Genomic DNA, 23582 nt, shown 5'->3' with positions numbered 1-23582 from the left:
TCACGGAGTTAAAACATGACCACAATCGATGTACCGCAGACCGCCGCGCTCTCACTGCAGCAGCGGGCGTACAACATTCGCCGGCACGCGCTGATTATGGGCCAGGTGCAGGGGCAAGGCTATATCGGCCAGGCGCTCGGCGCTGCAGACCTGCTGGCGGTCAGCTATTTTCACGCCCTGCGCTACCGCGCGGACGATCCCGAATGGGAACAGCGCGACCGTTTCTATCTGTCGATCGGCCACTATGCTATCGCGCTCTACGCCGCGCTGCTGGAGGCCGGCATTCTGCCGCTCGATGAGCGCGAAACCTACGGCGCCGACGACAGCCGTCTGCCGATGTCCGGCATGGCCGCCTACACCCCCGGTATGGAGATCACCGGCGGTTCCTTGGGGCACGGACTGGGCATCGCGGTGGGCGCCTGCCTGGGGCTGAAGCGCAAAAACAACCCGGCGTTTATTTACAACCTGCTGTCCGACGGCGAACTCAATGAAGGCTCCACCTGGGAGGCGGTGATGTCCGCCGCGCACTGGCGGCTGGATAACCTGATTGCCCTGGTGGACGTCAACAATCAGCAGGCGGACGGCCACTCGTCGGAAATCCTCTCCTTCGAACCGCTGGCCGACCGCTGGCAGGCGTTCGGCTGGCATGTGCAGCGGGTAGACGGCAACGACCTCGACGCCCTGGTGACCGCCTTCGACGTCGCGCGCCGCCACGATAAACCCCAGCCTCGGGTGATCCTGTGCGACACCCGCATGGGCAAAGGCGTCCCTTTTCTGGAGGCGCGGGAGAAAACGCACTTCATCCGCGTGGATGAACATGAATGGGATCAGGCGCTGACCGCCCTGGAAATCGGAGAACAACCATGAGCCAGACCACCACCACGCCCGCCGGCGGCAAAAAGCGTTTAACCACCTCGGCGATGATCGCCTCCATCGCCGCCGAAGGCCAGCCGACACAGTCCGCGCCGTTTGGTGAAGCGCTGGTTGCGCTGGCCCGGCAGCGCGACGACATCGTCGGCATGACCGCCGATCTCAGCAAATACACCGATCTGCACCTGTTCGCCAAGGCGTTTCCCGAGCGTTTCTATCAGATGGGCATGGCGGAGCAGCTGTTGATGAGCGCCGCCGCCGGCATGGCGCGCGAAGGCTTTACGCCGTTCGTCACCACCTATGCGGTGTTCGCCGCCCGGCGCGCCTATGACTTTATCTGTATGGCGATCGCCGAGGAGAACCTGAACGTTAAAATCGCCTGCGCCCTGCCGGGGCTGACCACCGGTTACGGCCCGAGCCATCAGGCTACCGAAGATCTGGCGATCTTCCGCGGCATGCCGAACCTGACGGTGATCGATCCCTGCGATGCGCTGGAGCTGAGCCAGATGGTGCCGGCGGTGGCGGCGCATCAGGGGCCGGTGTATATGCGCCTGCTGCGCGGCAAAGTACCGCTGGTGCTCGACCGTTACGATTATCAGTACCGTCACGGTAAGGCCCAGCGGCTGCGTGACGGTAAAGATGTGGTGATTATCGCCAGCGGCCTGATGACCATGCGTGCGCTGGAGGCGGCGGAACAGCTGGAGCAGAGCGGCGTCAGCGTGGCGGTGGTGCATTCGCCGGTGATCAAACCGCTGGATGAGGAGACCATTCTGCGCGAGGCCGGCGTCTCCGGCCGGCTGGTGATCGTTGCGGAGAACCATTCACAGATTGGCGGTCTGGGGGAAGCCGTGGCGTCAACCCTGCTGCGCAACGGCGTGACGCCGGCGTTCCGGCAGATCGCTCTGCCGGACGCCTTCCTGCTGGCCGGCGCGCTGCCGACCCTGCATGACCGTTACGGCATCTCCACCACCGAAATCATCCGGCAGATCAAGGGCTGGCTGTAGCTGTAGGCCGCACCGCGACAGGGAAGTCGCATTACGCCAGCCGCAGCTCGCTCTCTTTGATATCGGCGATAGGCCCGAGCAGCGCGCGGTCGAATTCCTGCAGCGCCAACCCCTGACGCACCCGCCGCGGCCAGTCAGGGTTAGCCAGCGCGCCGCGCCCCAACGCAATCACATCGGCCCCCTGCTCCGTCAGCTGCAGCGCCCGCTGCGGTTGATGCAGCCCGCCGTTGGCAATCAGCGTCAGCGACGGCGCATGGCGATGCGCCAGTGCCGCCAGCGACGCCCCGTCGGCGTCGAATGCCGGCTGCCACGCCTCATGTTCGGTAATGTGCAGAAAATCGATGCCCGAGGCCGCCAGCCGTTGGAACACCGCTTTGGCCCCGGCCTCGCCTTCGGACCATTTATGGTCAAAATCATTCACCTTGCCCTGCGACAGGCGAATTCCCAGCGGCGCCGCACGACCAATCCGCTGACGCACCGCGTCGATCACCGCCAGGCTGAGCGACAGCCGGCCGATAATATCGCCGCCCCAGCGGTCATCGCGCTGATTGCTGTAGTCGGTGAAAAATTGGTCCAGAAGGTAGCCATTGGCGCCGTGAATCTCGATACCGTCAAAACCGGCGTGCAGCGCACGTTCCGCCGCGATAGCGAAATCCGCGATAATCTGTTGAATCTCCTCGTCGTCCAGCGCTCGCGGCAGCGGATATTGCCCTTCACCGCGGTAAAAGGCCATCTGCTCGCCTTTCGGCCGCAGCGCTGAAGGGGCGACGGTATGCATACGATGGCGGTTTGCCTGCGACAACGCGCCGGCATGCTGGAGCTGGGCGAAGATTTTGCCGCCGTGCTGATGCACCGCCTGCGTCACTTGCTGCCAGCCGCGTTGCTGCGCCTGGTTCACCAGCCCGGACTGAAAGTCATAGCTCTGCGAGCTGGCGCTGTCGATATAGATGCCTTCACTGACGATCAGGCCAAACTCGCCCTGCGCGAAGCGCTGATAATACTGGCGCATTCTCTCGCCCGCCACGCCGTCGGCGGAGGCGGAAACCCGCGTCATCGGCGCCACCGCCAGCCGGTTGGGCAACAACAGTTGGTTGATTTGCTGCGTCTGGAACAGCGCGGAATGATTCATGACAGGCCTCTCCGGTTAGCTTATTATAAACAAAACCAATTGTAATCCCGGGTTTGGTCAGGAAAAACACCGGGGCCAGATAAACCCGTATAACGGAATTCGTTATAATGAACCTGAAAGAGATTGAAATTTTCCTGCAGGTGGCCCAGACCGGCAGCCTGACGCAGGCGGCGCACCGTCTGGACATGTCGCCGATGTCGGTCTCGCGGCGGCTGGCGGCGCTGGAAGCCTCGCTCGGCGTGCGCCTGTTGCACCGCACCACCCGCGCGGTGTCGCTCACCCCAGAAGGCGTGGAGTTTATGCCTTACGCCCGCACCATGCTGGAAGCGGAACAAAGCGCACGCGTCCTGTTTTCCAGCGGGCGGCAAGGCGCTGGCGGTCAGCTGCGCGTCACCGCCCCCTCCGGGCTTGGGCAGCGTATTCTGGTGCCGCTCATTCCGACGCTGCTGGCGGAAAATCCTGATATGAAAGTGGATCTGCAACTGAGCGACGAGGTCGTTGATATCGTCGCCCAGGGCTTTGACGTGGCGATCCGTGTCGCCCCGCTGCGTGATTCCAACCTGATCGCCCGCAAGATTGCCGATAATCCGCGCGTACTGTGCGCGGCGCCGGCCTATCTGCAACGGCACGGCCGGCCGCAGCGGCTGGCGGATCTTGCCAGCTTTGCCTGCTTGCGGCTGAGTAACGTGCTGCAGTGGACATTTTCCGACGACGGTCAGACCACCGGAATAAGTATCGACGGGCGCTTTAGCTGCAGCAGCGTTGAGGGCGTGCGTTCACTGTGCAAGGCGGGGCTGGGGCTGGCGCAGCTCACCCACTGGGATATTCGGGAGGAACTGCGCCGCGGTGAGCTGGTCGCCATTGAACTGCAGGATGTTCAGCCGCAGGCATTGGCCGTCTGGGCGCTGTTTCCCAGTCATCGTTACCTGCCGCTGCGGGTCGGCGTGTTTCTTGACGCGCTGGCGAAAGCGATGGGCTAGCGTCGCCGTCCCCTCAGACGCCGCTCAGGTGCGGCGTCAGGTAGTCGACCACGTCGCGCACCCGGCTGAATTTAGCCGCATCCGCCAGCGGGATCGTCATGCCGAATTCCTGTTCCAGCAGCGTCAGCGCCTCCACCCGATCCAGCGAGTCCATTTCCAGATCGAAAAAGAAATCTGCATCAATCGACATGTTGGATTTATTAATCCCCTGTAGTTTGGCCAGTGCGCCGAGCACGCGTTGCTCAATGGTTTCCATACGTTTTCTCCGAAAAATCTTCCAAGACGGGCGATCATTGCCGACGCCAGTGGCTGAAAATATAGGATTATGTTGAAAAAATGCCGCATTTTTGCCAAAAAAATCCCCATTCGTCACGTTTTATTCCTCGGATGCCGTTTTGCCACCTGTATCACGTCGCCGGAAAAAACCAGACAAAAAGAGATTGAATATCCGACGCATCGTTCTATATTCAACCATATGGTTAAATTACCGCACTCTCAGCTGGACGCCGTTTTTCATGCGCTGGCCGATCCGACAAGACGCGCGATCCTGACGCGGCTGTCGCAGGGCGAGCGCAGTATCGGCGAGCTGGCCGCGCCGCTTAACATGAGTTTCGCCGGCGCCTCCAAGCACATCAAAGCCCTGGAACAGGCAGGACTGGTGCAGCGCACCGTGCAGGGAAGAAACCATATTTGCCGACTCGAACCAGAGCCGATGGCGCAGGCCATGCAATGGCTGCAATCCTATGAACATTTCTGGACGGAACGACTCGACGCGCTGGAACAGGCGCTGCGGCAGTCGGAGCCGTCCACTCCCAAGGAGTGAACGATGAATGATTACGGTATGGTAATTGAAACCGGCACGTTGAGGATCCAGCGTCTGCTGCCCGGCCCGATTGAGCGCGTATGGGCCTATCTGACCGAGTCAGACAAACGCGCCACCTGGCTGGCGGCGGGCGAAATGAAGCTGGAACGCGGCGCGCCGTTCGAGCTGGTGTTCAATAACGGCGAACTGGCGGGCAAAGATGAACCCACGCCGGCGGAGTACAAGGCTTACAGCGGCCCGGTCACCAATCCCGGGCATATTATCTGCCTGTTTCCGCCGCAGGTTCTGAGCTTCACCTGGGAAGAAAAAGGCGAAGAACGCCCGTCAGAAGTCACCTTTGAGCTGACCGAGCAAGGCGACAACGTGCTGCTGACCGTCACCCACCGCCGCCTGGCCGACCGTAGCCAGATGCTGAGCGTCGCCGGCGGCTGGCACACCCATCTGGATATTTTGGTCGATCGCCTGAACAATCAGCCGCCGCGACCGTTCTGGGCCACGCTGACGCAGGCCGAAGAGGCATACCGCGCCAAGCTGTAGTCAATGAAAGTCGCATTGGTGATTACGCGCCAGGCTAAAGCCTGGCCGTTTTTATTAACGTGTATAGGGACTGCTGTAAATCTGGATAAATACCCTTTCCGGTTCTGATAGCTGCGCAACCATCACCACATCTTTTGAACCCGTTGTGCGCCAGCACTCGGCCACAACCATACAGGTAGGCTGCGGTTGGTAACCCATGGCGGTCAGATAGTCGTTCACATGACGAGTATCGTCAGTCCCATAAAATGTCACCGCATAGATCAAGGCTTCTGGGCCGGCAACATTTGCATAATTGAAATCATAGTGGTCAGTAATGCGCGGCATGTTCTTGAATAATTCAGGAGTGTAGAACTCATACTGTCGAGAATCTTGCTCGGTATATTGTGCACTGCCGGCAAAATTCATTTTTATGAACGGCCAGCAATAAGTCCATGCTGCGACAATACCGATAATCAGGACAAGGGTAACTTTTACTGACGTCTTCATACTATGGGTTCTCCTTTCCCACCCTGCATAAAAGAGCCATTCCGAGTAGCGACAGCAACATTCCCAGAGTTAAAATCACCGTAGGGTCTGATGGTTTTCATAAAGGGCGGCAGATCTCCTCTGCGCGGTTTAGCATGGGGATACCTGACCGGATCGGGAAATAGTATCGGTAAAAAACTCTCGTTCTTGAACGAACCGATCGGGCCATAATGGTCCCAACGCCTTAAGGCTTCAACTTTACTAACGGGACGCAGGAAAGGAAACGGATTTTCAATAGACATCACGCGGTAAAACCCGAGTAAATCGGAAACCAGATCTTCACCGCTAAAACCGCTGTCGGTAACCAGGTTGATAGGAAATGATGATTGGAATGCCTCAAACTTGCGTGCTAGCGTCATCATCATCGCCAGCGCGATGCTTTGCCGCTCATAATACGATCGCCCCCGTCTGATACGCCATTTAATAAACTTCCCCATACGAGTAAGTTTAAATCTGTCAGTCATAGACTGTGAGTAAGTCACATCATACCGTTCATCGCCTGATAGTTCTCCAGTATTGAGTTTATCCATAAGCAATTTGATATCGGTTCCCTGAGCATGACCCAGATCCACCCAGCCAAGCACTTCCGTATAAACCAGCCCATAAGACGCGGTGTGCGCCTGACTGCTGTCAATAATATCGCTGCGCTTACTCATCCCTGATTATCTCCCTGATTAACGACAGATAGATTCCGCTCTATCTTTATTCCCTGTTAAATCGCGTGCGCACAACATAACCAACCGCCGCGGTCAGTTCAATAACGTCCGGGAGAGAAAACGCAGATAACCGATTGAAAAAGTTAAGTTCAGGAACAATCTTGGATACGTGTGCGGCCGGTACGTTGTATTTCACGTAACGCTTTGCTTTTAACGGACGAAGCGCGCTTCGCCCGTTATGCCGGGGAGAGCGCCCCGCTAATCGGCAGCAAGCGAAAGCCGGGCCACGCACCAGTCCCATACCGCATCCTGCGGGGCAAGCGGCAAGGATGAGCGCTTGCGGACAAGGAAATAGCTGGGCTCTATCATCATGGTCTCATCCGTGACCTGCATGAGACGCCCGGCCTTGAGATCCCTCGCCACAAACGCGCGGCATGCCAAGGCGATGCCCTGGCCGGCCAGGGCCGCATCCAGCGCCAGCGTCGTCTGGTTAAATACCGCACCGGGCAGTTTGCCGTCGGCACGCAGAAACAGCGGCCAATGGTCGAGCGCATCATGCAGGAGCGGAAGTTCCCTAAGCCGTTCTCTAGATAGCGGGAGCGGTAAATCTTTGACCAGATGAGGGCTGGCGACCGCCACCAGTTCCTGATGGAACAGCAGCCTGGCCTCCAGCTCGGATGGAAACGGGGGACGGGTTAGCCGCATTGCGATGTCCACCTGGTCACGCTCAAAATCGCAGAGCGCCTCGGTGGCGACCGTGCGCAATTCCACGCCGGGTAACGCGGCGTTCAACTCGGCCAGACGAGGGATCAGCAGCTTTGCGGCGAAGGTCGGCGTAACGCTGATCGTGACCGTGTCTGGCCGCTCAAGTAGCCGCCCGGTGGCGTCCCCGAGCGTATCGAAGGCGCGGGTCACCTCCGTCAGGTAGGCCGCGCCCTGTGGCGTCAGAGCAAGACCGCGTGGCAGACGCTGGAACAGGCTCTGGCTCAGGTGCTCTTCCAGCGCGCGCACCTGCTGTGCGACGGCGCCCTGGGTGACGCCCAATTCCTCGGCGGCGGCCCGAAAGCTCAGCCGGCGGCCTGAAACCTCGAAGGCCCGCAGAGCATTAAGCGGGGGGAGTTTACGGCGGGATGGCGTCATAGCGGTACCCTATAGTTTTTCTACAGTCTTACGCGTTTATTTATCACACGAAACTTCAGCTGTCACCTGACACAATACCTGTATAACCTAACCAAAGGAGACTGTTATGGCTGAAGAAAAAGTTGCACTCATCATGGGCGGCGGATCCGGTATGGGGGCCGCTGCCGCACGCAGACTGGCTCAGAGTGGCTATCGCATCGCAATTCTCTCCTCGTCGGGCAAGGGCGAGGCGCTGGCCCAGGAACTGGGCGGCGTCGGCGTTACCGGCTCGAACCAGTCCATCGACGACGTGAAGCAAATCGTAGATCTGACAATGGCAACATGGGGACGGATCGACGCACTGGTCAATTCCGCAGGCCATGGTCCGCGCGCACCGCTACTCGACATCACTGACGAGGAGTGGCACCAGGGCATGGATGTCTATTTTCTGAGCGCCGTGCGCCCGATTCGTCTGGTCGCGCCGATCATGGCCGCGCAAGGTGGTGGCGCCATCGTCAACATTTCGACGACCTGGGCTTTCGAGCCGTCCAGCCTATTCCCGACGTCGGTGGTATTCCGGGCGGGTCTTGCCAGCTTCACCAAGCTCTTTGCGGACGCCTATGCGGCGCAGAATGTCCGCATGAACAACGTGCTGCCCGGCTGGATCGACAGCCTTCCCGAAGTCGCTGAACGCCGCGACAGCGTGCCGATGGGCCGCTATGGAACCGTTGAGGAAATCGCAGACACCGTGGCCTTTTTGCTGTCGGAAGGCGCGGGCTACGTCACCGGCCAGAATATCCGCGTCGACGGCGGCGTAAGCCGCTCCATCTGATTGCCTTTGAACGATCCGCCTTCTCTGATGGAAGGCGGATGGTTGCCCGGATCCCCTATTTCACCGTGAGGTATCCCTCGCGATCAATCACTGCTCTTTCAACCCACGGTTGATCAGCATCGGTTCAATGCTCGGCGCTTTACCGCGCCAGGTTTCATACAGCTTTTCCAGATCTTCGCTGTTGCCGCGCGACAGCACCATATCACGGAAGCGCTGGCCGTTTTCCGCCGTCAGGCCGCCGTGCTCGCTGAACCACTGGAAAGCGTCGTCCGCCAGCATTTCGGTCCACAGATAGGCGTAGTAGCCGGCGGCATAACCGTTGCCCCAGATATGCTGGAAGTAGCTGGAACGGTAGCGCGGCGGCACATAGCTGAGATCGATGTTATCTTTCTGCAGCGACTGCGCCTCGAACTTGTCGACGTCCTGCTGCGGCCGATCGGCGCTCAGCATATGCCAGTGCATATCCAGCAGCGCCGCCGACAGCAGTTCGGTCATGTCGTAGCCTTTGTTGAACTTGTCGGCCTTGTTGATCTTGTCGACCAGTTCCTGCGGCATCGCCTCGCCGCTCTGATAATGCTTGGCGAAGTGGGCAAAAACTTTCGGATCGCGCGCCCAGTGCTCGTTAAACTGCGACGGGAACTCGACGAAGTCGCGCGCGGTATTGGTGCCGGACAGGCTCGGGTACTCCTGATCGGCAAAGATGCCGTGCAGCGCATGACCAAACTCATGGAACATGGTGATCACATCGTCATACGACAGCAGCGCCGGCTGGCCGGGCGCCGGTTTGGTGAAGTTGGCGACGTTGTAAATCACCGGTTTGGTGCCGTTAAGCTTCGACTGCTCGACGAAGTTGCTCATCCAGGCGCCGCCGCCCTTGTTATCGCGCTTAAAGTAGTCGGTATAGAACAGCGCCAGCGATTTGCCGTCCTTATCAAACACCTCATACACCCGCACGTCCGGCTGGTAAACCGGGATATCCTTACGCTGTTTAAAGGTGATGCCGTACAGCAGGTTAGCCGCGTAGAACACGCCGTTATTCAGCACGTTATTCAGCTCAAAGTAAGGTTTGATCTGTGATTCATCCAGGTCGTACTTCGCCTTGCGCACCTGCTCGGCGTAGTATTGCCAGTCCCAGGCCGCCAGTTTAAAGCCGCCTTTTTGCTGGTCGATCACCGCCTGAATATCCTTCGCCTCGCGCTGCGCACGCGCGGTCGCCGCCGGCACGATATCGCGCATAAAGCTCAGCGCCGCCTTCGGCGTTTTCGCCATCTGATTTTGCAGTTTCCACGAGGCGTAATCCGGGAAGCCTAACAGTTTGGCCTGCTCGGCGCGGATCTTCGCCAGCCGGGCGATGGTCTGGCGGGTGTCGTTGCCGTCGCCCTTCTCGGCGCGCGTCCATGAGGCGTCAAACAGCGCCTTGCGCGTGTCGCGATCCTTCAGGGTCTGCAGATCCGGCTGCTGGGTGGTGTTCTGCAGCACCAGCAGCCACTGTTTATCCAGCTTGCGTTCGCTGGCCGCCTGGGCCGCTGCCGCCAGTTCGCCGGCGGACAGGCCGTCCAGTTTGCTCTTGTCGCTGATGGCCAGCGCGCCGTTCTTCGCCGCCGCCAGCAGCTTATTGGTGAACTGGGTGCTGAGCGTCGCCGCTTCCTGGTTCAGCGCCTTCAGCTTGGTTTTGTCGGCGTCCGACAGGTTGGCGCCGGCCAGCTCAAAGCTTTGGTAAGCCACTTCCAGCAGACGGCGGGATTCCGCATCCAGCTTCAGCGAGTCACGCTGCGCATACACCGCTTTAATCCGCGCAAACAGCTTGCTGTTGAGCATAATGGCGTCGTCCATCGCCGCCAGCTTCGGTGACACCTCTTCATCCAGTTTCTGCAGGGCGTCGCTGGTATTGGCGGAGGTCATGGCGCCGAATACGCTCATCACCCGGGTCAGCAGCGCGCCGGTTTTTTCCAGCGCCACCAGGGTATTGTCAAAATCCGCCTTGGCCGGGTTATTGGCGATTTTGTCCACTTCCGCCAGTTTCTGTTTGATGCCCTCATCAATCGCCGGCGCGTAGTCGCTCTCTTTAATCTGATCGAACGGCGGCGCCTGATACGGCAGACGGCTTTGGTAGAAGAACGGGTTGTCGCTTTTTTGGTTCTCGTGCTGATTGGCTTCGCCGGTCACCGTCGCCTCCTTCGCCTGGCCGCTGGGCAGCGCCGCATGTTCGGAGGGGGTTTTGCTCTCCTCGGCCTGCGCCTGCGTGCCCAATGCCATGCTCATCGCTAACACTAAAGTGGATAAACGCATCAATTCAAACTCCTCCATGTAGGGTGCGGGGAATCACGCTTCCCCAATGCCATCCCAAGCTTAGGCGCAGTTGTCAGATTCAGCAAAAACAACTGATTAGCGCCGCGCTTCTTGCCCGCCGGCGTAATGGGCGATCACTTCACCGGCAACGGCGACGGCGATTTCCGCCGGCAGTTTGCCCTTCACGTCCGCCAGCCCCAGCGGGCAGCGCATCCGCGCCAACGCCGTCGGTGCTACACCGCGCAAACCGAGCTGATACTCGAAACGCTTCCGCTTGGTCAATGAACCGATCAGCCCGAAATAGGCGGCGTCGTTACGTTTAAGAATACGCTCCGCCAGCGCCAGATCGAGACCATGATCGTGGGTCATCACAATATAGAGGCAACCCGGCGGCAAGTCATCGACCGCTTCCGGCAGATCCTCACACAGCTGCGGCAAAATATTGGCGGCCACCTGCGGCGGAAACTGTTCTACCCGGCTGTCGAACCAGCGCACCTGCAGCGGCAGCGTCGCCAGGATCTGCGCCAGCGCGCGTCCCACATGGCCGGCGCCGAACAGCGCTACCTGCGGCCGTACCGCGTTCTGCGGCTCAAACAGCACGCGGACGTGGCCGCCGCAGCACTGCCCCAGCCGCGCCGCCAGCGGAAAGCTCTCCAGCCGCAGCGCCGTCTCGCCCTGCTGCAGCATGGCGCGGGCAATTTCCAGCGCCTGAAACTCCAGGTGCCCGCCGCCGATGGTGTCCAGCGCCTGCCCGACGGTCACCAGCATCTTCGCGCCGCGGTTGCGCGGCGTGGAGCCGTGCTCATCAATCACGGTGACCAGCACGCAGGGTTCGCCTCGCTGCCGCAGGGCGGCCAAGGCATCAATCCAGTGCGCCATCTTCACCCTCCCGCAGATTTTTGGTGACACTGTCACCTGAAAGCATCTGCTGTACGCCCCACAGCACCCGCTCCGGCGTAGCCGGCGCGTCAATATCCGGCTGAAGCCGGTAATCGCTCAGGCTGGCGACCGCGTCCTTAATCGCGCACCAGACCGAAATCGCCAGCATAAACGGCGGCTCGCCCACCGCTTTGGAGCGGAATACCGTCTGCTGCGGGTTGCGGCGGTTTTCCAGCAGCGATACCCGCAGATCGGCCGGCACATCACCTATTGCCGGGATCTTGTAGCTGGCCGGCCCGTTGGTCAGCAGCCGGCCCTGTTCATCCCATACCAGCTCCTCGCAGGTCAGCCAGCCCATGCCCTGCACAAATCCCCCTTCGATTTGCCCGATATCAATGGCCGGATTGAGCGAGTCGCCGACGTCATGCAGGATATCGGCGCGCAGCAGCTGATACTCGCCGGTCAGGGTGTCGATCAATACTTCAGAACAGGCCGCGCCGTAGGCGAAGTAATAGAAGGGATTCCCGGCGCCGGCCTCGCGATCGTAGAAAATCTTCGGCGTGCGGTAATAGCCGGTGCTGGACAGCGAAATCTGGTTCAGATAGGCCTGCTGGACGACCTGTTCAAAACTGAAGTAGCGCTCGCCGACCCGCACCTGGCCGTTGCTGAACACCACCTGCCGCGCCGGCACCTGGTGTTGTTTGACCAGCATGTCGATCAGCCGCTGTTTAATGGTCAGCGCGGCGTTTTCCGCTGCTTTGCCGTTCAGATCGGTGCCGGACGACGCCGCCGTCGGCGAGGTGTTCGGCACTTTGCCGGTATCGGTGGCGGTGATCTGAATCCGCGCAATATCCACCTGGAACACTTCGGCCACAACCTGCGCCACCTTGGTGTTCAGACCCTGACCCATCTCCGTGCCGCCGTGATTAAGCTGCATGCTGCCGTCGGTATAGATCAGCAGCAGCGCCCCGGCCTGATTGAGGAAGCTGGCGGTAAATGAAATGCCGAATTTCACCGGCGTCAGCGCCAGCCCCTTTTTCAGCAGCGGGCTGCGCGCATTGAACGCCCGCACCGCCGCGCGGCGCGCGCGGTAGTCGGCGCTGTGCTCCAGCCGCCGGGTAATCTCCGCCAGCAGGTTCTGGCCGACCGGCTGCTGATAATGGGTCACATTGCGCGTTTTCTGCCGGTAGTAGTTAGTTTTCCGCACCGCCAGCGGATCCAGCGCCAGGTGGCGGGCAATAACGTCCATAATGTTCTCGATCGCCATCATGCCCTGCGGGCCGCCGAAGCCGCGATAGGCGGTATTCGACGCGGTATGGGTCTGGCAGCGGTGGCCGGTTATCACCACATCCTGCAGGAAATAGGCGTTATCGGCGTGGAACATCGCCCGATCGACGATCGAACCGGACAGGTCGAGCGAATAGCCGCAGTTGCCCGCCAGGTCGATGTTGATACCGCTCAACAGGCCACTGTCGTCAAACCCCACGTCGTAGTGAATGTAGAACGGGTGACGTTTGCCGGTGATCATCATGTCGTCACGGCGGTTAAGGCGCATCTTCGCCGGCCGGCCGGTCAGGTGCGCCGCCAGTGCGCACAGGCACGCCGGCCCGGCGGCCTGCGTCTCTTTACCGCCGAAGCCGCCGCCCATCCGCCGGGTGTCGACCGTTACTTTATGCAGCGGCAGCGCCAGCACCGAGGCCACCAGTTTCTGCACCTCACTCGGGTTCTGGGTAGAGGAAGAGACCCGCATACTGCCGTCCTCGCCGGGCACCACCGCAGAAATCTGGGTTTCCAGATAGAAATGCTCCTGGCCGCCGATGCGCAGCTCGCCCTGCAGCCGGTGTGGCGCACGCGCCAACGCCGCCTCCGCGTCGCCGCGACGGTGGCGATGGCTCTCCTCGACCAGCCAGCCGTTGCGGTATGACTGTTCAACGTCCAGGCGCGCCGGCAGATCCTGATAGTCGATGACGATCGACTGCGCCGCTCGCCAGGCGGTTTCCTCATCTTCCGCCGCCACCACCGCCACCACCTGACCGACATACTCGACCCGATCTTTGGCCATCAGCGGATCGCCTGCGGTCAGCGCGGCGATATCCAGCTCTCCCGGTACGTCCTGCCAGGTCATCACCCGCACCACGCCGGGAAACTGCGCGCAGGCGGCGCAGTCCAGCGCCACAATCTTCGCATGTGCACGCTCGCTCAGCCGTGCAGCCAGATGCAGCTGCCGCGGATACTCCAGCTGGTCATCAATGTATTGCGCCTCGCCGCTGACGTGCTTATCGGCGCTCTCGTGCTTCTGGCTACGTCCGACGCCGCCGCGCAGCGGCTGGCCGAACTGTGCGGCCAGCTCGGCCTGGCTGCGTTCTGGTTGGGGTCGCTTACTCATGGCTGGTTACCTCAATAACGGTGGCCGGCGCGCTCAGCGCGATGAAATAGCGGCGCAGCAAATTTTGCGCCACCAACATGCGGTAGGCACCGCTGGCGCGAAAGTCGCTGAGCGGGGTGAAATCCTGCGTCAGCGCCTGTGCCGCCCGCTCCACGCTGGCGTGCTCCCAACGCGCGCCAAGCAGCGCCTGCTCGCAGGCGACCGCCCGTTTCGGCGTGGCGGCCATGCCGCCGAAGGCGATGCGCGCAGAGCGCACCCTGCCGTCTTCAATCTGCAGGTTAAACGCGCCGCACACTGCGGAAATATCATCCTCCAACCGTTTGGAGACTTTCCAGATGCGGAAATCCGCCGGGATCGACGCCGGCAGCTGGATGCTTTCGATAAATTCCCCCGGCTGCAGCGCCGTCTGCCGGTAGGCGAGAAAGAAGGCGTCCAGCGGCAGTTCACGCCGCTGGGCGCCGCAGCGCAGCGTCAGTACCGCATCCAGCGCCAGCAACAGCGGCGCGCCGTCGCCGATCGGGGAGGCATTGGCGATATTGCCGCCCAGCGTGCCCTGATTGCGGATTTGCTGCGATGCAAAACGCTGCAGCAGCGCCCCCAGCGCCGGATGCTCATGCCCCAGCGCGCGGTAAAGTTCGCTCAGCGTCACGCCGGCACCAATGCGTAACTGCGCGCCCCGCTCAATCTGCCGCAGTTCGGCAAGCTGGCCGATGGCGATGGTCAGCGGCAGATCCTGGTGGCGTTGCGTCACTTCCAGCGCCAGATCGGTGCCGCCGGCCAGTAATTTCGCCTGCGGATGCTGCACATACCATTGCGCCAACTGATCCAGCGTTTGCGGCATCAGGCAGCGTTTGCCGTCGCCAGCCGACTCGTCTGCGGCGGGGATCTGGCGCAGGCGCGCCAGCGTCTCCGCCTGTCGGGCATCGAACTGATCCGGCGTTTTTGCCGTACACGCCTGCTGCGCCGCCGCGACGATCGGCCGATAGCCGGTACAGCGGCACAGGTTGCCCGCCAGCGCCTGCAAAGCCTGCTCGCGCTGATAGCCGTCGCTGTTCTTTTGCAGGCAAAATAGCGACATCACAAACCCCGGCGTGCAAAAGCCGCACTGTGAGCCGTGGCAGTCCACCATCGCCTGCTGCACCGCGTGCAGCCGCCCCTGATGGCGCAGATCCTCAACGGTCAGCAACTGTTTGCCATGCAGCGCGCTGACAAACGTCAGGCAGGCATTGACGCTGCGGTAGCGCAGCCGCTCGCCGTCGGCCTCTGCCAGCACCACGGTGCAGGCGCCGCAGTCGCCGGAGGCGCAGCCCTCTTTGCTGCCGCAGCGGCGCAGATGGCGACGCAGATACTGCAATACCGTGGTATTGGGATCGAGCCGTTCACTTTTCAGCGTATCGTTCAGCAGAAACTGGATCATGCCGCCTCCTGCCGCTGCGGCGCCTGAAACACTACTTTGCCGTCCACATAGGTGCGATACACGTTGCGGTCATCACCGAGCGTCATCAGCATAAACAGCACTTCATCCAGCGTGCGGCTGTTGGCGTAGCGCAGCTGTTGCAGCGGCGAGACCGCCGGATCGAGCACCACAAAATCCGCCTCTTTACCGATGTCAAAGTTGCCGATATGGCTGTCCAGCGCCAACGCGCGCGCGCCGCCCAGAGTGGCGTGATAGAAGGCTTCGCCGGCCGCCAGTTTGTAATCCTGTAACTGCGCCACTTTGTAGGCTTCCCCCAGCGTCTGCAGCATATTAAAGGTGGTGCCGGCCCCGACGTCGCTGCCGATGCCCAGCCGGACCTTCCGCCGCCAGGCCTGCTGCAGCTTAAACAGCCCGCTGCCGAGAAACAGGTTGGAGGTCGGACAAAAGGCGATCGATGAGCGGGTATCGCACAGGCACTGCCATTCGGCGTCTTCCAGATGCAGACAGTGGGCGAAGACGCTTTTCTCACCGGTCAGCCCGTATTGATGGTAAACGTCCAGATAGTTGCGCTGCTGCGGAAACAGTTCTTTCACCCAGGCCACTTCATCGCGATTTTCGCTCAGGTGGGTATGCAGCCAGACGTCGGGAAACTCTTGCCGCAGGCGCTGCACCTGCGCCAGCAGCTGCGGGGAGCTGGTGGGCGCAAAGCGCGGCGTCAGGGCATAGCCCAGCCGCTGTTTACCGTGCCAGCGGCGGATCAGCGCCCGCGTTTGCTGATAACTTTGCGCCGGCGTCTCCAGCAGCGCCTCCGGCGCGTGGCGGTCCATCATCACTTTGCCGGCAATCAGCCGCATATTGAGCGCAGCTGCCTGTGTGAACAGCGCGTCGACCGACTGCGGATGCACGGTGGCGAACACCAGCGCGGTGGTGGTGCCGTTGCTCAACAGCTGCTGCAGGAAAAATGCAGAGATATTCTCAGCATGCTCCGCGTCGCCAAAGCGCCCTTCGACCGGAAAGGTGTAGCGCTGCAGCCAGCCCAGCAGTTGATCGCCATAGGCGCCGATCATTTCAGTTTGCGGATAGTGAATGTGGCAGTCGACAAAGCCCGGCACCACCAGTTTATCGCGGTAGTCCGTCACCGCCGTGCCGGCCGGCAGCAGCGCTGCGCCCTGTTGCCACTCGCCGAACCAGACGATGCGCCCCTGATTCAGCAGCAGCAGACCGTCCGGCAGATGCCGCAGTTGGGCGCCGAGTTGTTCCGGCTGTTCCACGCAGGCGGCAATATCGAAAAAATTGCCACGAATGGCGTGGGTAAATGACATGCTCATAATGCTGTTCCTATTTTTCTGGCGCGCATAGCGCAACCGGCGGCGATAAATATTTCACCGGTTAACGCATGGCGAATTTATCATCAATTGCAGGCGATAAATTAAAGATAGCAATCGCCATGCCAGCATGCAGAAAACAGAATAAACACTGAAAAATCAGTCAATTAAAAAACACTCCATTATGCGTAAAATCACAGGATAAATATCCTCCGCATAAGCAAACGGTTGCGGTTAAATAGCAACCGTTTGCCTTTATTTATGCAATATTGCGCTGCACCATTGTTGCGCAACGATTATTTTTCGCCGTCCGGCCAATGGCTATGCGTATTAGCCTTGAGCCAACGCGTTAGCATTTCTGTTCATTACGCCACATATCCCCGACGCTGCACCATCAGCATGCAGACGGCTGCAGCCCCGCTCGCGCCAGCGGCAGCAGGCCGGCTTGCCGCTCGCTCCTTTGCCATCCGGTATTCACATTTACGGTAATTCTCAAAAGATGCCTTCACTTTATTAACCACTTTTTAACAATGGCGCATTGCGCTATGCTCACCCTCTTGTCTGTACCAATATCTACGCCACTGGGTTGCCGTTATGCCGGAAAATCGCCGCTGTTTTACTCTGGACGCTCTGTTATGAGCGTTTTTTCACGCGTCGGCGCGCTGCCGCTGCTGGTGGCAGGCGCATTTTTTATGGAGAACCTCGACGGTACGGTGATTGTCACCGCGCTGCCGCAGATGGCGGCCGCGTTCGGCGTGCAGCCGGTGGATATGAATATCGGCGTTGTTGCCTACATCCTGACGCTGACGGTATTTATCCCCGCCAGCGGCTGGATCGCCAACCGCTTTGGCGCACGCCGCGTGTTCTCGGCGGCGATTGTCATCTTCACGCTGGCCTCGGTGCTGTGCGCGCTGAGCGCGGATCTGGTCACCTTTACCGCCGCCCGTATTCTGCAGGGCTTCGGCGGTGCGCTGATGGTGCCGGTGGGTCGGCTGGCGGTGCTGCGCAACACCGATAAAAGCGGTTTGATTAAAGCCATCGCCACCATTACCTGGCCCGGGCTGGTGGCGCCGATCCTCGGGCCGCCGGTCGGCGGCTTCATCACCACCTATGCCTCATGGCACTGGATTTTTATTCTCAACCTGCCGCTGGGGCTGCTGGCGCTGCCGCTGGCCTGGCGGCTGATCCCGGATGAGGCGCAGCAGGAGCGCGCACCGTTTGACGGCATCGGCTTTGTGCTGACCGGCGTTGCCTGCTTCGGCCTGATGTTCGGTCTGGATCTGATCAACCATCCGCAGCTCTCCTGGCTGGTGCCGCTGTTGTGCATCGCCGCCAGCCTGGCGGTCGGCGCGCTGGCGGTGCGCCACGCCAAACGGCATGCCGCTCCGCTGATCAACCTGTGGGCGATGCGGGTCAAAAGTTACGCGGTCACTATCTGGGGCGGCACGCTGTTCCGGCTGGCCATCGGCGCGGTGCCCTTTCTGCTGCCGCTGCTGTTCCAGATCGGTTTCGGCCTGAGCGCCTTTGAAGCCGGGCTGCTGGTGCTGGCGGTGTTTGCCGGCAACCTGGCGATGAAGCCCTTTACCTCCGCCATTCTGTACCGCTTTAATTTCCGCACCACGCTGATGGTCAACGGCCTGCTCAACGCCGCCGCTATCTTCGGCTGCGCGCTGCTGACGCCGGAGACACCAATCTGGTTGATTATCGCCCTGCTGTTCGTCAGCGGCCTGACGCGCTCCATGCAGTTCACCGCGCTCAATACGTTGGCATTTTCCGAAGTGCCGCAAAGTAAAATGAACGACGCCAATACGCTGTTCAACGTGGCGCAGCAGATGGGCGGCGGGCTGGGTATCGCGGTGGGCGCGCTGGTTCTGCGGCTGGCGGAGATCTGGTTCCCGCCGGCGGGCGATGCAATCCCGCTGGCCAACTTCCAGCTGGCGTTTGTGGTGATCGGCGGTATTGCGCTGCTGTCGGTGGTTGACAGCTTCGGCCTGCCTGCCGAAGCCGGCAATGAAATCCGCCGGCAAACGCCGCCTATCTCAGCGCCGGAGAGCGGAAAACGCGGTTAACCGCACGCTTTGTGCCCTTTTATCCGCCGGTGGGTAAAAATGGCTCGCATCGGCTGACAATCCACGTAATATCGACGATCCGCCCGGCGTCAGCCCGGCGGATTTTTTGCCATTCGGGCCTGAAAAGCGAGGTAAGAATAATGATTCACAGTGACCTTTCTCAGTGCCGCGTAAACAGCGAACGGCTGTTGCTGACCCCTTTTAGCGCAGCCGACGCCGATGAGGTTTACCAGGCGATTACACCGACCCTGACCCGCTTTATGAGTTTTGAGCCGGAACCCTCCGCCGAGGCGTTTGCCGAGGTATGGCAGGGCTGGCTGCCGCTGATGCGTGAAGGGGAAGAGATCTTTTTTGTCGCCCGCCGACGCGAAGACAAACAGTTTGTCGGTATGGGCGGCGTGCACAATCTGCGCTCGCCGACGCCGGAGCTGGGGCTGTGGGTAAAAGAGGACCAGCAGCATCAGGGCTACGGCCGCGAACTGCTGCAGGCGATTGCCCGCTGGGCCGGCGAACGCTATCGGCCGCACTACTTTATCTATCCGGTTGCGGAGCAGAACCTTCCCAGCCGCCGGCTGGCCGAGTCGCTGGACGGTGAATTCAACGGCCGTCGGGATAACATCAAATTCGACTGCCTGGTCTACCATATCCCGCCGTTCAGCGAATAATCTGCGCTGATTTCGCCACCCGGCAGCACGCTACGGCAAATCTGCGCCGCACCGCCATCTTCCTTTGCCGCCGTGGCGCGGAATATGCTAATCATAGATGCAGACATGGGTAAAAACAGTTGAGGAACAGAGGGATGATTATTTTTGTTACCGGCGCCACCGCCGGTTTTGGCGAGGCTATTGCACGTAAATTTGTCCAGCAAGGCCACCAGGTGATTGCCACCGGTCGTCGCATCGACCGTCTGGATAGCCTGAAGGATGAGCTGGGCGACGCCCTGCATACCGTGCAACTCGATGTGCGCAACCGCGCCGCCATTCATCAGGCCATCGCCGCCCTGCCGGCGCAGTGGCGTCAGGTGGACGTGCTGGTGAATAACGCCGGGCTGGCGCTGGGACTGGAGCCGGCGCACAAGGCCAACGCCGATGACTGGGAAACCATGATCGACACCAACGCCAAAGGGCTGGTCAATATGACCCGTGAACTGCTGCCGGCCATGGTGGAACGCAACGTCGGCCATGTGATCAATATCGGCTCTGTCGCCGCCAACTGGCCGTATGCCGGCGGCAACGTTTACGGCGCCACCAAGGCGTTCGTCAAGCAGTTCAGTCTCGGCCTGCGCGCCGACCTGCAGGGCACCCGCCTGCGCGTGACCGATATTGAGCCAGGCCTGGTGGGCGGCACCGAGTTTTCCAACGTGCGCTTTAAAGGCGACGACGACAAGGTGGACCGCACCTATCAGGGCGCCAACGCCCTGACGCCGCAGGATATCGCCGAATCGGTGTATTGGGTGGCGACGTTGCCGTCGCACGTGAATATCAATACGCTGGAAATCATGCCGGTCAGCCAGTCCTTCGCCGGACTGAGCGTCCACCGCGACGCCTGACCCTCACGCGGCAGACGCTGTCTGCCGCCGTTTCTCAGGCTGCACGCCAGCCGGCCACGATAATCAGCATCCCCGCCAGCGCCACCCCGGCACCCAGCCAGTCGAACGCCGTCAGTTTTATCCCATCCACCACCCGCAGCCACAGCAGCGCGGTCGCCACGTATACGCCGCCGTAGGCCGCATAGACCCGGCCGCTGGCCGCCGGATGCAGCGTCAGCAGCCAGACAAACGCCATCAGACTCAGCGCCGCCGGCAGCAACAGCCAGGCGCTCGCCCCCTTTTTCAGCCACAAATACGGCAGGAAGCAGCCGACGATCTCCGCCAGGGCGGTGGCGAAAAAGAGCAAGGTGGTTTTTAGCATGATGTGCCTGAGCTCTCTAAAAGGTAAACGAAAAGCGCGCCTGGCTGGTCTCCGGCAAGTGCGCAGTGTTATTATTAACCAAACGCTCATCGAGCGCGTGTCAGGTGCCGGATCGCCGCAGCCGCGGCGCGTCCGGCGTCGCAACACTAACTCATAAGGATAACAAGATGAAATCACTTTTCTCCCAACGACTGCTGCGCAGGATGCTGCCGGTCGCGGCATTGGCGCTGTCTGGCGCCTGGCAACTGCCGGCGCTGGCCGCCAGCTGCACCCAGGGCAGTACCTGCGTTACCGTTGACGGCAACGGCGGCACCGCCATGTCCAATGAAAACGCGCGCCAGAGCAAAGAGCAGTGGAACGACACCCGTAACCTGCGCCACAAGGTCAATACCCGCGTGGAGAAAGACTTCGATAAGCTGGACAGAGCGGCGGATGATGAAGATCGCTGTAACGACAGCCTGAACGTCAACGCCTATTGGGAGCCGTCAACGCTGAAATGTCTTGACCGCACCACCGGCCGTCGGATTAATCCTTAAACCGCCTGCAGCCGCTGCGTAGGCGTTAATTTTCACATCGGCAACTGCTATCCTGATAAAGGAAATTCATTCTCAACCAAGGACAGAATGATGAAAAAAGCGCTGATACTGAGTGCACTGTTATTGGCCACGGCGCCGCTGGCGGCCTTTGCCTCATGCGAAAGCGTGAAGGCGGAAATTTCGCAAAAAATTATCGCCAACGGCGTACCGGAATCCGGCTTCAAACTGGATATCGTGCCGAACGATCAGGCCGAACAGGCCGGCGGCCAGGTTGTCGGCCATTGCGAAAACGACACACAGAAAATTGTCTACACCCGTCTCGCCAACGGTGATGACGGCAGCGATGCAGCGGCCACCGGCACCAGCCAGGATGCCAACGCACCGCAATAACCGTTCACGGGCGCAGCACGCTGCGCCCGCTTCCTTTCAGACCCGCTCCGCCTCGCCCTCTTCGCTCTGCGGCCGCTGATGCGCCGGCACCAGCAGCGCGGCGCCCAACGCGCACAGCGACACCAGCGCCGAAACCAGAAATACCCAGTGCAATGACAGCGCAACCTGATGACTCAACGCCCCCAGCGTTTCCGCATCCAGCGCCGCACGCCGCGCCGGATCCATCAGCTGCTGTACCGGATCGGCGGTCTGCGGCAAACGCAGCTGCAGGTTGATATTCAGCGTCGCGCCGAGAATCGCGGTGCCGATCGCCGAGCCCATCATGCGGGTAAACACCGTACAGGCGGTGGCGATGCCGCGGATGCTGTGATGCGCGGCGTTTTGCACCGACACCAGAAAAGTGGTGTTGCACAGCCCCATGCCGGCGCCGACCATAAAGGCCGCCACCCGCCCCCACAGCAGACCGCCGTCCGGCTGTAACAGCAGTAAAATCGCCCCGCCGGCGACCAGCAGCCCGGCCCCCAGCAGCGCCGTGGTGCGATAGGAGGTCAGCAGCATCAGCCGGCCGCTGAAGGTGCTGGCCAGCGGCCAGCCGATCGACATCAGGGCCAGCGTGGTGCCGGCCTGCAGCGGCGTACCGCCCATCGCGCCCTGAATAAAGGTGGGCAGAAATGCGCTGATGCCCATCATCGCCGCGCCGATCGCCAGGCCGCCGACGTTGCCGGCGACGATCACCCGGCTGCGCCACAGCGCCAGCGGGAACAGCGGCTCCGGCGCGCGGCGCTCCTGACGAATCAGCAGCCACAGCGACAGCGCCGCCAGCAGCAGCATCGGCACGATCCCTATCCCCAGCGTATCCGCCTGCAGCAGCGCCAGCAGCAGACTGGCGACGAACAGCGTCATCCAGGCGGTGCCCGCCCAGTCCAGCGCGTGGTTGCGCACCCGCTCGCCGGACGGCAGGTAGCGCCCCAGCAGCGCCATCGCCAGCAGGCCGATCGGCAGATTGACCCAGAACACCAGCGCCCACGGCAGATGTTCGACGATAAACGCCCCCAGCAGCGGGCCGATAATGGCGGAAAACCCCCACACGCTGGACAGATAGCCCATCACTTTCGGCCGTTCGTCCGGTCCGTAGACGTCACCGATAATGGTGGTGGCGATCGGCATCACCGCCCCGGCGCCCAGCCCTTGCAGCAGACGGAAACCAATCAGCCAGTACATATTCGGCGAGAAGCCGCACAGGATAGACCCCAGCAAAAACAGCGCAGCGCCGAAGAAAAAGACCCGCTTGCGACCATAGAGATCCGCCAGCCGGCCATAAATCGGAATGGTAATCGCCTGGGTGAGCAAATAGACCGCAAACACCCAGCCAAGCAGCGAAAAGCCGCCCAAATCGGCGATGATGGTCGGCATGGCGGTCGCCACAATGGTGGCTTCAATGGCAGACATAAACATCGCCAGCATACAGGCGATCAGAATCAGCGGCCGGTGCGCCACCCTGGTGGCAAAAAGGTCATTAGTCATTATTTAACCAATAAATCCGCAAGTGTGAGGCAATAAGAATCAAGTATATCAGCGCAGCTCGACAAGCCGCCGGCTCGCTGTCCGCTCTGCGATCTCGGTAGTTTAAAAAGGCATCAATTGAACATTTTGTGACAGCGTAACGAAAAGTCGGGTAATTTTTTTCATTACCGCCTACGGCTAGCTACCATGCGGGCTAAGGTAAAAAAATTGTTAAATTCAATCGCCTGATTTCGCTGGCAAAACTTGTCAAGCAAAACAACAGGATGTTATACCTTGATTCAGCCGGACGCAGCACGATCCGGCAGCTTTCGTAATCGTTAAAATCATTATTAACAATTGATTTTAAAGCCTTATTGGGACAGCACTCTGCGTAATGCATGGA

At 60.6% G+C, this 23582-nt stretch carries 23 protein-coding genes; 11 read left to right on the top strand and 12 right to left on the bottom strand.

All coding sequences use genetic code 11. The features are described 5' to 3' along the window. Positions 1 to 15 precede the first annotated feature (15 nt). On the top strand, positions 16 to 867 hold the full coding sequence (locus tag HF675_RS11660) for a transketolase (protein WP_187044642.1): 852 nt from the start codon (positions 16 to 18) through the stop codon (positions 865 to 867). Beyond that, on the top strand, positions 864 to 1874 hold the full coding sequence (locus HF675_RS11655) for a transketolase family protein (RefSeq protein WP_105231243.1): 1011 nt from the start codon (positions 864 to 866) through the stop codon (positions 1872 to 1874). Before HF675_RS11660 ends, HF675_RS11655 begins: the two co-directional genes overlap by 4 nt. A gap of 31 nt (positions 1875 to 1905) precedes the next feature. Here HF675_RS11655 and HF675_RS11650 read toward each other — a convergent pair whose 3' ends face one another. Next, on the bottom strand, positions 1906 to 3003 hold the full coding sequence (locus HF675_RS11650; protein ID WP_187044641.1) for a tRNA-dihydrouridine synthase: 1098 nt from the start codon (positions 3001 to 3003) through the stop codon (positions 1906 to 1908). A gap of 107 nt (positions 3004 to 3110) precedes the next feature. Here HF675_RS11650 and HF675_RS11645 point away from each other — a divergent pair, with 107 nt between their 5' ends. Then, positions 3111 to 3983, top strand: a complete 873-nt coding sequence (locus tag HF675_RS11645; RefSeq protein WP_105231245.1) for a LysR family transcriptional regulator — start codon at positions 3111 to 3113, stop codon at positions 3981 to 3983. Positions 3984 to 3996: 13 nt separating this feature from the next. Here the strand turns inward: HF675_RS11645 and HF675_RS11640 are convergent, their stop codons facing one another. Next, positions 3997 to 4239: an acyl carrier protein gene (locus HF675_RS11640; RefSeq protein ID WP_111737031.1), complete on the bottom strand. Its 243-nt coding sequence runs from the start codon at positions 4237 to 4239 to the stop codon at positions 3997 to 3999. A 219-nt stretch (positions 4240 to 4458) separates the two neighbouring features. Here HF675_RS11640 and HF675_RS11635 point away from each other — a divergent pair, with 219 nt between their 5' ends. Then, positions 4459 to 4806 carry a helix-turn-helix transcriptional regulator gene (locus tag HF675_RS11635; RefSeq protein ID WP_105233358.1) on the top strand — a complete coding sequence of 116 codons (348 nt, stop codon included), beginning with the start codon at positions 4459 to 4461 and terminating at the stop codon, positions 4804 to 4806. 3 nt (positions 4807 to 4809) lie between these two features. Further along, positions 4810 to 5343 carry an SRPBCC family protein gene (locus tag HF675_RS11630; protein ID WP_105231247.1) on the top strand — a complete coding sequence of 178 codons (534 nt, stop codon included), beginning with the start codon at positions 4810 to 4812 and terminating at the stop codon, positions 5341 to 5343. 54 nt (positions 5344 to 5397) lie between these two features. Here the strand turns inward: HF675_RS11630 and HF675_RS11625 are convergent, their stop codons facing one another. The 3 genes from HF675_RS11625 to HF675_RS11615 all read right to left on the bottom strand — a co-directional run bounded on the left by HF675_RS11625 (position 5398) and on the right by HF675_RS11615 (position 7664). Further along, positions 5398 to 5829, bottom strand: coding sequence for a hypothetical protein (locus tag HF675_RS11625; RefSeq protein ID WP_105231248.1), 432 nt, complete (start codon positions 5827 to 5829; stop codon positions 5398 to 5400). Beyond that, entirely contained in the window at positions 5826 to 6524 is a 699-nt protein-coding gene (locus HF675_RS11620) for a hypothetical protein (protein ID WP_105231249.1), read from the bottom strand. The genes HF675_RS11625 and HF675_RS11620 overlap by 4 nt, the downstream gene beginning before the upstream one ends. A 258-nt stretch (positions 6525 to 6782) precedes the next feature. Continuing rightward, positions 6783 to 7664: a LysR substrate-binding domain-containing protein gene (locus tag HF675_RS11615; protein WP_187044640.1), complete on the bottom strand. Its 882-nt coding sequence runs from the start codon at positions 7662 to 7664 to the stop codon at positions 6783 to 6785. A gap of 106 nt (positions 7665 to 7770) precedes the next feature. On the opposite strand from HF675_RS11615, the gene HF675_RS11610 reads away from it, so the two are divergent. Beyond that, positions 7771 to 8475 carry an SDR family oxidoreductase gene (locus HF675_RS11610; RefSeq protein WP_187044639.1) on the top strand — a complete coding sequence of 235 codons (705 nt, stop codon included), beginning with the start codon at positions 7771 to 7773 and terminating at the stop codon, positions 8473 to 8475. An 87-nt stretch (positions 8476 to 8562) separates the two neighbouring features. Here the strand turns inward: HF675_RS11610 and dcp are convergent, their stop codons facing one another. The 5 genes from dcp to guaD form a co-directional block, all read right to left on the bottom strand. Further along, a complete protein-coding gene (dcp, locus tag HF675_RS11605; protein ID WP_105233360.1) occupies positions 8563 to 10764 on the bottom strand; it encodes a peptidyl-dipeptidase Dcp in 2202 nt (733 codons plus the stop codon). Between the two features lie 96 nt (positions 10765 to 10860). Then, positions 10861 to 11643 (bottom strand): xanthine dehydrogenase accessory protein XdhC, encoded by a 783-nt coding sequence (gene xdhC / locus HF675_RS11600; protein WP_187044638.1) that lies wholly within the window; start codon positions 11641 to 11643, stop codon positions 10861 to 10863. Continuing rightward, a complete protein-coding gene (gene xdhB / locus HF675_RS11595; protein WP_187044637.1) occupies positions 11627 to 14029 on the bottom strand; it encodes a xanthine dehydrogenase molybdopterin binding subunit in 2403 nt (800 codons plus the stop codon). Before xdhB ends, xdhC begins: the two co-directional genes overlap by 17 nt. Continuing rightward, positions 14022 to 15446: a xanthine dehydrogenase small subunit gene (gene xdhA, locus HF675_RS11590; RefSeq protein WP_187044636.1), complete on the bottom strand. Its 1425-nt coding sequence runs from the start codon at positions 15444 to 15446 to the stop codon at positions 14022 to 14024. The genes xdhB and xdhA overlap by 8 nt, the downstream gene beginning before the upstream one ends. After that, positions 15443 to 16774 (bottom strand): guanine deaminase, encoded by a 1332-nt coding sequence (guaD, locus tag HF675_RS11585; RefSeq protein ID WP_187044635.1) that lies wholly within the window; start codon positions 16772 to 16774, stop codon positions 15443 to 15445. The genes xdhA and guaD overlap by 4 nt, the downstream gene beginning before the upstream one ends. Positions 16775 to 17406: 632 nt before the next feature. Here guaD and HF675_RS11580 point away from each other — a divergent pair. The 3 genes from HF675_RS11580 (at position 17407) to ydfG (ending at position 20389) form a co-directional block, all read left to right on the top strand. Further along, positions 17407 to 18840 (top strand): MFS transporter, encoded by a 1434-nt coding sequence (locus tag HF675_RS11580; protein ID WP_111737025.1) that lies wholly within the window; start codon positions 17407 to 17409, stop codon positions 18838 to 18840. Positions 18841 to 18980: 140 nt separating this feature from the next. Next, complete coding sequence (locus tag HF675_RS11575) at positions 18981 to 19505, top strand: GNAT family N-acetyltransferase (protein WP_187044634.1); 525 nt, start codon at positions 18981 to 18983, stop codon at positions 19503 to 19505. Positions 19506 to 19639: 134 nt separating this feature from the next. Continuing rightward, positions 19640 to 20389, top strand: a complete 750-nt coding sequence (ydfG, locus tag HF675_RS11570; protein WP_105231258.1) for a bifunctional NADP-dependent 3-hydroxy acid dehydrogenase/3-hydroxypropionate dehydrogenase YdfG — start codon at positions 19640 to 19642, stop codon at positions 20387 to 20389. A gap of 34 nt (positions 20390 to 20423) precedes the next feature. On the opposite strand, the gene HF675_RS11565 is transcribed toward ydfG, so the two are convergent. Continuing rightward, a complete protein-coding gene (locus tag HF675_RS11565; protein ID WP_105231259.1) occupies positions 20424 to 20750 on the bottom strand; it encodes a YnfA family protein in 327 nt (108 codons plus the stop codon). Between the two features lie 167 nt (positions 20751 to 20917). Here HF675_RS11565 and HF675_RS11560 point away from each other — a divergent pair, with 167 nt between their 5' ends. Both HF675_RS11560 and HF675_RS11555 read left to right on the top strand, forming a co-directional pair. After that, a complete protein-coding gene (locus HF675_RS11560) occupies positions 20918 to 21286 on the top strand; it encodes a DUF1283 family protein (protein ID WP_105231260.1) in 369 nt (122 codons plus the stop codon). Between the two features lie 90 nt (positions 21287 to 21376). Beyond that, complete coding sequence (locus tag HF675_RS11555; protein ID WP_105233362.1) at positions 21377 to 21676, top strand: DUF1161 domain-containing protein; 300 nt, start codon at positions 21377 to 21379, stop codon at positions 21674 to 21676. A 36-nt stretch (positions 21677 to 21712) separates the two neighbouring features. Here HF675_RS11555 and HF675_RS11550 read toward each other — a convergent pair whose 3' ends face one another. Beyond that, complete coding sequence (locus HF675_RS11550) at positions 21713 to 23200, bottom strand: MDR family MFS transporter (protein ID WP_105231261.1); 1488 nt, start codon at positions 23198 to 23200, stop codon at positions 21713 to 21715. Positions 23201 to 23582 lie beyond the last annotated feature (382 nt).

The sequence above is a fragment of the Serratia sp. JUb9 genome (genome assembly GCF_014298095.1).
In the GTDB taxonomy this organism is placed as follows: Bacteria; Pseudomonadota; Gammaproteobacteria; order Enterobacterales; family Enterobacteriaceae; genus Serratia_B; species Serratia_B rhizosphaerae.
Note: the sequence above shows the minus strand (reverse complement) of the source record. Positions and strands in the feature narration are given on the sequence as shown.

Bases quoted from the DNA above. Each gene is read 5' to 3' on its own strand.
- HF675_RS11580 (WP_111737025.1), top strand. From the start codon at position 17,407: ATGAGCGTTTTTTCACGCGTCGGCGCGCTGCCGCTGCTGGTGGCAGGC.
- HF675_RS11610 (WP_187044639.1), top strand. From the start codon at position 7,771: ATGGCTGAAGAAAAAGTTGCACTCATCATGGGCGGCGGATCCGGTATG.
- HF675_RS11625 (WP_105231248.1), bottom strand. From the start codon at position 5,829: ATGAAGACGTCAGTAAAAGTTACCCTTGTCCTGATTATCGGTATTGTC.
- xdhC (WP_187044638.1), bottom strand. From the start codon at position 11,643: ATGGCGCACTGGATTGATGCCTTGGCCGCCCTGCGGCAGCGAGGCGAA.
- HF675_RS11650 (WP_187044641.1), bottom strand. From the start codon at position 3,003: ATGAATCATTCCGCGCTGTTCCAGACGCAGCAAATCAACCAACTGTTG.
- HF675_RS11635 (WP_105233358.1), top strand. From the start codon at position 4,459: ATGGTTAAATTACCGCACTCTCAGCTGGACGCCGTTTTTCATGCGCTG.
- HF675_RS11555 (WP_105233362.1), top strand. From the start codon at position 21,377: ATGAAAAAAGCGCTGATACTGAGTGCACTGTTATTGGCCACGGCGCCG.
- HF675_RS11565 (WP_105231259.1), bottom strand. From the start codon at position 20,750: ATGCTAAAAACCACCTTGCTCTTTTTCGCCACCGCCCTGGCGGAGATC.
- xdhB (WP_187044637.1), bottom strand. From the start codon at position 14,029: ATGAGTAAGCGACCCCAACCAGAACGCAGCCAGGCCGAGCTGGCCGCA.
- HF675_RS11575 (WP_187044634.1), top strand. From the start codon at position 18,981: ATGATTCACAGTGACCTTTCTCAGTGCCGCGTAAACAGCGAACGGCTG.
- HF675_RS11630 (WP_105231247.1), top strand. From the start codon at position 4,810: ATGAATGATTACGGTATGGTAATTGAAACCGGCACGTTGAGGATCCAG.
- xdhA (WP_187044636.1), bottom strand. From the start codon at position 15,446: ATGATCCAGTTTCTGCTGAACGATACGCTGAAAAGTGAACGGCTCGAT.
- HF675_RS11620 (WP_105231249.1), bottom strand. From the start codon at position 6,524: ATGAGTAAGCGCAGCGATATTATTGACAGCAGTCAGGCGCACACCGCG.
- HF675_RS11660 (WP_187044642.1), top strand. From the start codon at position 16: ATGACCACAATCGATGTACCGCAGACCGCCGCGCTCTCACTGCAGCAG.
- HF675_RS11655 (WP_105231243.1), top strand. From the start codon at position 864: ATGAGCCAGACCACCACCACGCCCGCCGGCGGCAAAAAGCGTTTAACC.
- HF675_RS11645 (WP_105231245.1), top strand. From the start codon at position 3,111: ATGAACCTGAAAGAGATTGAAATTTTCCTGCAGGTGGCCCAGACCGGC.
- HF675_RS11550 (WP_105231261.1), bottom strand. From the start codon at position 23,200: ATGACTAATGACCTTTTTGCCACCAGGGTGGCGCACCGGCCGCTGATT.
- dcp (WP_105233360.1), bottom strand. From the start codon at position 10,764: ATGCGTTTATCCACTTTAGTGTTAGCGATGAGCATGGCATTGGGCACG.
- HF675_RS11640 (WP_111737031.1), bottom strand. From the start codon at position 4,239: ATGGAAACCATTGAGCAACGCGTGCTCGGCGCACTGGCCAAACTACAG.
- ydfG (WP_105231258.1), top strand. From the start codon at position 19,640: ATGATTATTTTTGTTACCGGCGCCACCGCCGGTTTTGGCGAGGCTATT.
- HF675_RS11560 (WP_105231260.1), top strand. From the start codon at position 20,918: ATGAAATCACTTTTCTCCCAACGACTGCTGCGCAGGATGCTGCCGGTC.
- HF675_RS11615 (WP_187044640.1), bottom strand. From the start codon at position 7,664: ATGACGCCATCCCGCCGTAAACTCCCCCCGCTTAATGCTCTGCGGGCC.
- guaD (WP_187044635.1), bottom strand. From the start codon at position 16,774: ATGAGCATGTCATTTACCCACGCCATTCGTGGCAATTTTTTCGATATT.